Origin of the sequence: Daejeonella sp., from assembly GCF_044348475.1 — a bacterium.
Lineage (GTDB): Bacteria > Bacteroidota > Bacteroidia > Sphingobacteriales > Sphingobacteriaceae > Daejeonella.
In genome coordinates this window covers 1-8954 of record NZ_JBIKSU010000073.1, presented here as the reverse complement: position 1 = coordinate 8954, position 8954 = coordinate 1, and the positions used below count along the sequence as shown (strand labels likewise).

Annotated in this window: 7 protein-coding genes; 2 read left to right on the top strand and 5 right to left on the bottom strand. The window is 35.0% G+C overall.

The window, feature by feature from the left end; genetic code table 11:
* The coding region (locus ACIQZ6_RS10565; RefSeq protein WP_395810880.1) for a hypothetical protein at nucleotides 1-630 on the bottom strand (630 nt) is incomplete at its 3' end.
* A gap of 344 nt (nucleotides 631-974) precedes the next feature.
* On the opposite strand from ACIQZ6_RS10565, the gene ACIQZ6_RS10560 reads away from it, so the two are divergent.
* Entirely contained in the window at nucleotides 975-1700 is a 726-nt protein-coding gene (locus tag ACIQZ6_RS10560; RefSeq protein ID WP_395810878.1) for a nitroreductase family protein, read from the top strand.
* A gap of 250 nt (nucleotides 1701-1950) precedes the next feature.
* Here the strand turns inward: ACIQZ6_RS10560 and ACIQZ6_RS10555 are convergent, their stop codons facing one another.
* Nucleotides 1951-3198: a fibrobacter succinogenes major paralogous domain-containing protein gene (locus ACIQZ6_RS10555; protein ID WP_395810876.1), complete on the bottom strand. Its 1248-nt coding sequence runs from the start codon at nucleotides 3196-3198 to the stop codon at nucleotides 1951-1953.
* Nucleotides 3199-3444: 246 nt separating this feature from the next.
* Between ACIQZ6_RS10555 and ACIQZ6_RS10550 the strand changes: the two genes are divergently transcribed.
* Nucleotides 3445-4839 carry a TlpA family protein disulfide reductase gene (locus tag ACIQZ6_RS10550; RefSeq protein ID WP_395810874.1) on the top strand — a complete coding sequence of 465 codons (1395 nt, stop codon included), beginning with the start codon at nucleotides 3445-3447 and terminating at the stop codon, nucleotides 4837-4839.
* 120 nt (nucleotides 4840-4959) lie between these two features.
* Here the strand turns inward: ACIQZ6_RS10550 and ACIQZ6_RS10545 are convergent, their stop codons facing one another.
* The 3 genes from ACIQZ6_RS10545 to ACIQZ6_RS10535 all read right to left on the bottom strand — a co-directional run.
* Nucleotides 4960-6000 carry a hypothetical protein gene (locus ACIQZ6_RS10545; protein WP_395810872.1) on the bottom strand — a complete coding sequence of 347 codons (1041 nt, stop codon included), beginning with the start codon at nucleotides 5998-6000 and terminating at the stop codon, nucleotides 4960-4962.
* A 60-nt stretch (nucleotides 6001-6060) separates the two neighbouring features.
* Nucleotides 6061-7083, bottom strand: a complete 1023-nt coding sequence (locus ACIQZ6_RS10540; protein ID WP_395810870.1) for a type IX secretion system membrane protein PorP/SprF — start codon at nucleotides 7081-7083, stop codon at nucleotides 6061-6063.
* Nucleotides 7084-7091: 8 nt separating this feature from the next.
* Nucleotides 7092-8954: cadherin-like domain-containing protein (locus tag ACIQZ6_RS10535; protein ID WP_395810868.1), on the bottom strand; the 1863-nt coding region annotated here is incomplete at its 5' end.

The window sequence follows — 8954 nt, the reverse complement described above, 5'->3', positions numbered from 1 at the left end:
TCCGCCCAAAACAGTAAAACTACTATACAATGAATGTAAGTTGTTGAAACATTTATTCATCCATTTTTCAAGTTCAGATGTCTTGTAAATCTTATCTCCTTTCAAACTATTTGAGTTAAAATGCTTGGCGAAATCTTCTTTAAAATTCTGATCAACAAAATTTTCAACTTTAATTTTTACTATCGCTTTACTATCGCTGGCAATTTTTGAAATTTCAGCTAATCCTTGACTTTCTAAATACTCTGCCTCTTTTTTTGAAACTTGAATTTCATATTTATGATCATAAATAAATGCTCCGATTATATCCCATAAACAATGAACTAGCTCTGATTTTTTTATTGTTGGAGATTTGATATCTTTTTTTGTTTTAGATTTATTCTCAGCCACCGGTTTTTGAAACAAATTTTCAAATTCAGCATACTTAATAATCTTTATGGAAGACATATTTTTTGCAGGCAGATAAATATTGTTTTTTATCCATCCGTCCATTTTATCATCCCCAACAACTAAAAAATCAACGCCATCATTTATATTTTTAGCCATTCTGCACTTGTTGCTTTTCACAAGCTTTTCAGCCTTATCTCTTATTTTTAATGAGACGGAAATAAATAAAAACGATTTACTTGCCATAAAATTTTAATTAGAATTTGTTTAATATTCTCAAATATAAAAAAAAAGAAATCCAACAAAATCATTCTTTTTTTTATTCGAAAAAAAGAATGATTTTATTTCCTTACTATAAAAATATTGAAATAAATACCTAATCGATCTCATCCTCTACCCTTCACCACAAATAACTCACTTAAGCGCTGCAGCGATTGTTTAATCCGATACAGTATTGAATTAGCTACCATCTTAACCATTTTCTTGTTTATACAAATTGTATAAAACTCAAAATTTTTGGTATCACAATCCTATCTTTAACCGCTAATTAGTTACGAAATTTATTCCTTTATCATCAAGTCAAACAACCTATGTCATTAAGCAGTAGTTTTGAAGAAATCATACAACGCAGACGTTCTAACCGAAAATTTGATAAAAATATTGAAGTGCCAGACGATGTGATTAAACGTAGTTTAGAACGCAGTATATTATCTCCTAATAGCAGCAACATGCAACTTTGGGAATTTCAATGGATTAAAGACCCTGCATTAAAAGAAAAATTTACCGCACTTTGCTTAGACCAAAATGCGGCCAAAACAGCCAAACAATTGGTGGTTTTTGTTACCAGAAAAGACCTTTGGAAACAAAGAGCCGCTTGGAATTATACTAAAATTAAAGAAGGTATTTCTGGCGAACCCAATACCGCACAAAAAAGAGGACTCGACTATTATGGTAAATTAATGCCACTCGCCTACCGCTCGGATATAGTTGGACTCTTTGCTTTAATTAGAAGATTAATCTGCTTTTTTATGGGCCTTCAAAAACCATTTATGCGTTTTGGTGGTGATGCAGATCAGCGCGTTACTGTGCATAAATCTTGCGCCCTTGCTGCCCAAACATTTATGCTGTCTATTGCCGCAGAAGGTTTTGAATCTTGCCCAATGGAAGGCTTTGATGCCGTTCGCGTAAAAAAAGCTTTACAATTACCAGCCGGTGCAGAAATTAATATGATTATTGCTGTTGGCAAAGGAACAGATGCAGGCGTTTGGGGGCCAAGGTTTAGAGTTCCTTACAACGAAGTTGTTGTTGAACGATAATTGCAATTAAATTATAAAAAACATGTCCTGGTCTACTAGGAATTAACCCTTATCAAAAATTTAGGCGCTCGGCTTGGTTAAAATCAGGGTATCGCTTAAGCACTTCAACACCCACATTCATCAATCATTAATTAGGGTATGACGCACAGGCAAAGCTTTTATTACAATGTCAAATAGCAATGTCTTAATTAAAAGCAACTTTGAATTAGTAATAAACCAGAGCGACCATTTAATAAATCTGAATAACAAACTATTCTAGTCTTATATCATAATATTGTACCCTATTTCTCTCGTTACATTTCCATTTACCAACTTTATAATCGCCGCTTGAAATAAACGTGCCGTTTTTTCTTAAGTACATTTCACAGCTAAAAGGGCCTTGTGGATCTAAATCGCAATCTTCAAAATAAAATATGCATGCCTCTTTCTTAACTTCATACCCTTTATTTTCATTCTTGGCTAAATAATCATCTGCACCGGCTAATTCTTTAAAATAGGTAACGGGGATATCATTTTTGTCTGTTACAATAAAAATAAATTTTTGTCTCGTATTTTGAACACATGTTGGCCAACCACTTATTGATACATTAATTTGCGAGCTATTGGCTCTATTGGGATTTATAGCTGGTATATTATTATTTATATTAGAATTCTGTTCTGAACCTACAGTTCCCTTTGAGAATGTCTGCATTTTGTTTGAGGCTGATTTTAAGTCGTCTTTGATACATCTAACAGAATTGCCATAATAAGTTGAATATGTTTGCGGATAAGAAGATGTCCAATAATCATTATTATATAAAAATTCAAAATCGGAGCTAACCTTAAAGGAGCCAATTTTTTTATTAGGATCTGATACGCTCCACCAAACACCGATTTTGCCAAGCTCATGAAATTCGTTAGTTCTTAATTGGCCAGACGGCAAAGCTTGGAAATGGAAAATATCACTTCCATTGCCTGAAAATATAACCTGCTTTGCAAAATCACTATTTACAGTTTTGTGGCCAAAACAAACTAAACAACCAAATTTTTTATGAAAATCCGCACTCCAAGGCGCACAATTGGTGCATTTCACTTTGCCCGGCATCCACCTTTTACTAGAACTCCACCCGTAGGTACTTTTCAATTTTTTACCTGCATTTTCGGAACCTATAAATTTTTCTAAAATATCCCATTCATTTTCAGACGGGATATGATACCCAATTGGAGCCAATCCCCTTGAATCCATTACTGCATACATATTGTATAGTTTCCCATATTTTTTTCCATTTTCTGCATTGAAATTATAATAGCACCAGGCTGGCTGTTTACTAGAGAAAGCATCATTCCAATCTTTTATTGACTTTGCCTCAAAGATTCTGTCTCCATTACTAAATACCGTTACATCTAAGTTCTTTGATTGCCATATCTGAGTGCCTATTTTTACATTAGGGCTAGGTTGGCAAAAACTATAAAAGGGTGCTATGAAAATTATTGAAATTAATAGTAAGAAATGCTTCATTTTAGTTACAATTAGATATTGATTAAAAAGTTTTTACACCAAATTTGATGCTTTATAGTGCAGAAGTAATTACTAATCATAAGTCAATTTTTTTAAAAAAAACCACGATTAAATAATAGTAAAAAGAAAACTCATGCTCACTAAAATAATGATAAACGAGCATAAAAAAAAATAGATTTTATTCCCAATTATATACTAATTGTATAGGATAACTGTTATTTTAGCTATGGATTAATTAATCGAAAATTGAAGAGAAATTACAAAACCAACACCCTAAAACTGCTGCTATTTATTTTTCTATTAACTATCAATGTTAAGCTATTTGCGCAGTACCAAATTAAATTAAACGTTAGCAATATAACCGAAACTTCCGTTCAAATTAGAGGCGTATTATTTGACGATAAAAATTATTTAGCTAAAGACACCCTAGATTTTGCGAAAAAACAATTCAATTCCTCTTCAAAAACAGCAATTATAGGAGGGCTCTATTATTTATACTTCCCCGTTTCTAAAACAAAGATTTATTTCGCACTCGAAAATAAAGATACAATAGCCATTAATATATCCGGAAAAGACTATTTGGCTAGTGTAAAATCCAATAAAGTTAGAAACAATGTATTCTTTGATTACCAAAGACTTGAACAAAGCTATAACTGGCTAGACTCGGCATATGCAAAAGAGCTTCAACTGCAAAAGAAATATAGTTTTAAACAGCGGGCAGAGTTTTTTGCTGAAAAAACCAAAGCGCTTTCAGATTTTAGAAAAAAAGCATTGCTATCAATTCCCGCAAACAATGTATTGCATGTTTACTTTAAAACGCTCAACCAGCTTGATGAGTGGATTCCCGATCGTAAAAATTTTGCAGGCAGAGCCTCCTTTTTAAAGAAGTTTGATTTGAATTCAAAGAAAATTCTTTTTACTCCAGTATTGAAAGAAGTTCTTTATGAATATTATTCCTCATTTCCATTGGTATCTGATTCTTTAATGAAAGCTATGGATCAAGTATTGACTTTAGCAAATTGTGAAGAAAAAGCCTATCCGTTCATTTTTGATTACTCATCAAAAATTGTATCCAATAGAGCAATTTTAAACAATGGAAAATCTTATGTGTATGTAGTTGAAAAATATGGAATAAATTCTCCTTGTAAATTTTTAGATAAAAATAGTGTGAGTTCTTATAAGAAAGAGCTTGATAAACTAAAAATGCAGAATTCTAACCTCAAAGCTCCAAATATTATTTTACCAGACACGCTAAAAAACACTCAAAATTTACATGAATTTGCAAAAAAATATGACTTTACGGTAATCATTTTTTACGCACCAAGTTGTGACCATTGCCAAAAAGAAATACCGATTATGGAACAGACTATTGCAACTTTAGAAAAGCAATTCAATAAACGTATTGGTAGGTTTGCTATTTGCAATGATCCCGACTCTAACAATGAGGATTGGAATAAATTCATTAGAACGCACCAGCTAAATACTAATTATGCTCATGTAAACTTGCCTAAAGATTCTAAATTACGTGAATTATATGACGCCTTTAGTACCCCCATCTATTTTTTAATAGATTCTGATTCAAACTTTTTAGCACGTCGAATAAGCCCTATTAGTATAAAAAGATATTTTTCAACGCTATAGCTTAAGATAAGCTTGGCTTAATGAATGGTTCTGATTCCATTAAATTTTAACCTAATCCAAAGCTTATTTTATTACCTCTAAAATGTACTAGTGAATACGGTATGAATAGTAGGCTATTTTCTACTCAACTATAATCTCTACTCTTCGCTTATTGGTTGAGCTACTTGTACTAGTTAAACCTTTACGGTAATAGCTTACTTGGATACGATCGGTTGCAATACCCTGATTAACAAAATAACGATAAATCATTTTCACCTTTCTTCGAGGATGAGGGCGGAAGCCTATTAATTTAACAATGGAAGATGCGTTTTGATTTAAGTGAGTAGTTAAACTAGCTAAATCACTTTGTGCAGTTTCATTAATAAATCTAACCCGATTTTTTTCATAATAAACAATTCGGCTCAGTTTATTACTTGGCGCCGGATTATTGAATTTTAATAGTTCGGCTGCAGCTTTAATCTTTTCACTAGATAGCGCATTTGCGGCTAAACGTTCTTTTTTTGCATTTAAACTATCCGATTTTGCAAGCGGATTATATAAATAACTGCTAGGAATATCTTTTGGTCGTTTACGATTAAATGCCGGTACATGAAAACCAATATTGGTAATCAAATTGCTGGCTATTTTTTTTGAATACCCTTCATCATATGCTGTTTGAAGATGTATAAAGCCTCCTTTATCTAAATTAAAACGAATGCCAGCACCAAGAGGAAGGCTCCAATAAGCTGCCGATTTATTGTATTGAAGTAAAAACTGAACGCCTCCTGTCAAATAGGGTCTTAATCGCTCTTCGGGTCCAAATAAATGATAAAAAGTTTCAAAGCGAGTCAAGAAAAGACCATTGCTTTTATACTGCTTTTGATCATTCATTACTTTGCCGTAAGCACCACCAAAATCAAAACCCAAAGCCCAGTTTTCATTCAATGGCTCTAAGGTTGAAAAACTTATATTCTGAATAGAACGCTCTTTAATAGCTGTACCTTCCTGGCAATTACAGGTATTACCCAATCGTCTGTTCAATGCAGAAAACTCTTGCACTCCATAACGAATACCCAATTTAAAGGTATCAAACAAGGGAAGCTTTTTAGTTGGAGCCTGCGCCAACAAGCTTATTGGGCTCAGCAGCAAGATGATATAGGCATAGTGTCTCAGGTATCTCATGATCAATGATCTAATTTATCTTATTAGCTTTTAACTGGCTTTTTGTGCTTATACGATTGGTTATTTTTTTCTTCTATTAAAACGATGGCCCAAGCTCAGCTCAAATGCATTGCGCTGGTAACCACCTGCTCTTAACCCAGATACATTTACCTCATAATGCAAGGCTATGGTGGTATTGCGTAACTTCAAGTCTACGTATGGAATTAATGCATCTCTAACCCGATAGGCCATTCCCAAGCCAAAAGCCTTTAGATTAGCATTGTTAAACTGCTGGCTGGCACTCAATGATAACAACTGCTCATTAGCAAGTGCCTTAAAATTGGCTATCCCAAACAAACCATATCGAATACGATTTCGCTCAAACTCATAACCACCTTGAAAACCAATGGTTGGACTTAAACGGAAATTATCGCCTGAGCCTCGGTTAATTAAAGGCCTCAATACATCCCTAACTGAAAATCCAAATTTCCAGGATTCCAATTCAGTTTCTTGAAATAGGGATATACCCAGATGAGAACTAAACCAATTTAAGGGGTTTCCATTTGCCAAAGGATCTTGTGTCATTGCCCCTCCAATTGGGCCATTTTGATCAAATTGATCAGGGAAACTTGCCTGACTTAAATCTAAACGACTATTGGAATAACTTCCTTGGATACTTACCGCCAGGTATTGGTTATACCCATTTAGAGGAATGGCATGAGATAAGCCTAATACTATATTTGAACTGTTCAAGATATTCTGATTCGATTCATCGAGGGCTACGCCCATGGTAAAATTTGTAAATGCTGAATTACTCAGATAGCTCTCTCCATCAGTTTTAATCAATACATCTAACATCCCAGCATTACTGCGATAGCCCATGACGCCTTGATAACGAACATCACGATGATTCAACCGAACTGCATTTTCTTTGTCCATCTTTAACGAAGGATTATACCACATCGATAAATCTTGTATTCGCGCATAATGTAAATCTTGCGATTGAAGATTGGTTATACCCAAAATGATCATTAGCATACTTATGCCTAGCACCTTTAATAATTGATTGTGCATCATTTTTAATTGACGTTTTTTACCTTGCATCTCCATCATTATCTTAATAAGGTTACCAAGCCCATACGCTTAATTAGAATTCCTTTTGCATCATAACCTTCTGATAGCCATTGAAACGTTTCAGTAGCTTGGCCTTGGGTACGATAATTTCCATCCCAAGCCGTATTTGGATCTGTAGTTTCAAAAATTAGATTCCCCCAACGGTTATATACTTTGAAACAAACAAATTGCTTGATTCCAAGTAGAATTGGTTTAATCACATCATTTATACCGTCGCCATTTGGCGTAAACACTTTTGGCAATAAAATATCTACCTGGCAAGTTTTCGGATCTTTGAAATTTGGAATGCCATCTAGATTACAATCTTCTATACCATCTTTTTCATTTGTGAGTCCATCACCATCACAGTCGGCTGCCTTCCATGCAGCACTTGGCTGAAGAGATCTACTAGAAACTTTAAAATCGCAGCCATCTAATACATTGGTTCCATCTAATCGCTCAGTTCCATTACTCACTCCATCGCCATCACAATCAGCTGCATTCCATGAGGCACTTGGTTGAAGTTTTTGGCTACTTAATTTAAATGAGCAAGCATCCAATGGATTGGTTTGATCCTTAACTTCATCGGCATCACTAGCGCCATCACCATCCGAATCTAAATCACGATAATCTGGAATGCCATCGCCATCGGTATCTACTGGTTTGTTCCCGTTTGAACCTTTTTCTACGCTGTCAGGAATTCCGTCATTATCTGAATCCAAATCACGATAATCAGGAATGCCATCGCCGTCAGTATCTAAAGGAGTAGCGCCGTTTGGACCCTTTTCTACGCTATCTGGTATGCCATCGTTGTCTGAATCTAAATCTAGATAATCTGGTTTACCGTCACCATCGGTATCCAATGGCTTTGTACCATCTGGACCTTTTTCAACTGAATCAGGAATACCGTCGTTATCTGAATCTAAATCTAAATAATCTGGTTTACCGTCACCATCGGTATCCGATGGCTTTGTGCCATCTGGGCCTTTTTCAACTGAATCTGGAATGCCATCCCCATCACTGTCTAAATCGTATGGATTTTGCTTACCATCACCGTCTGTATCTGGAGGCGTTAATCCACCTTTTGCTGCTAATGGAATTCCACTTTCATCTACGCCACCATCAACTTTACCATCGCCATTGGCATCTAAACCTCCCGATTCTAAAACGTCATATAATCCATCACCATCACTATCTAAATCTAAATTGTTTGGAATTCCATCACCATCTGTATCACATGTTATTGAAGCAGGTGTACATGCTGCATTTTCTACTGTATCTAAAATTCCATCATTATCATCATCTAAATCAATGTCATCAGGAATACCATCTTTATCAGAATCTTTTAATACTGTAATATTTAGCGGAGCAGTTGCTGTTGCAGTGCCATCAGTAATGGTTACTGTAATTGTTGGTACCGTGCCGTTGTAATTAGCAAACGGTGTAAACGTATATGAGCCATCTGCATTTATGACTACCGTTCCAACATTTGGAATGGTGGCTGTTGTGCCTGCAGTATAATCAACACCTCCTATTGTGAACTTAGTTACACTTAATGTATTACCATCAACATCAGTATCGTTGGTTAATACATTACCAGTTGCTGGTGTATTTTCTGCAACTGTTTTAGTATCCGCTACAGCTACTGGGGCATCATTAACTGCTGTTACTGTAATATTTAACGGAGCAGTAGCTATTGCAGTACCATCAGTAATAGTTACCGTAATTGTTGGTACCGTGCCGTTGTAATTAGCAAACGGTGTAAACGTGTATGTACCATCTGCATTAACTACAACCGTTCCAACATTTGGTATGGTGGCTGTTGTACCTGCCGCATAATCTACACCAGCAATTGTAAACTT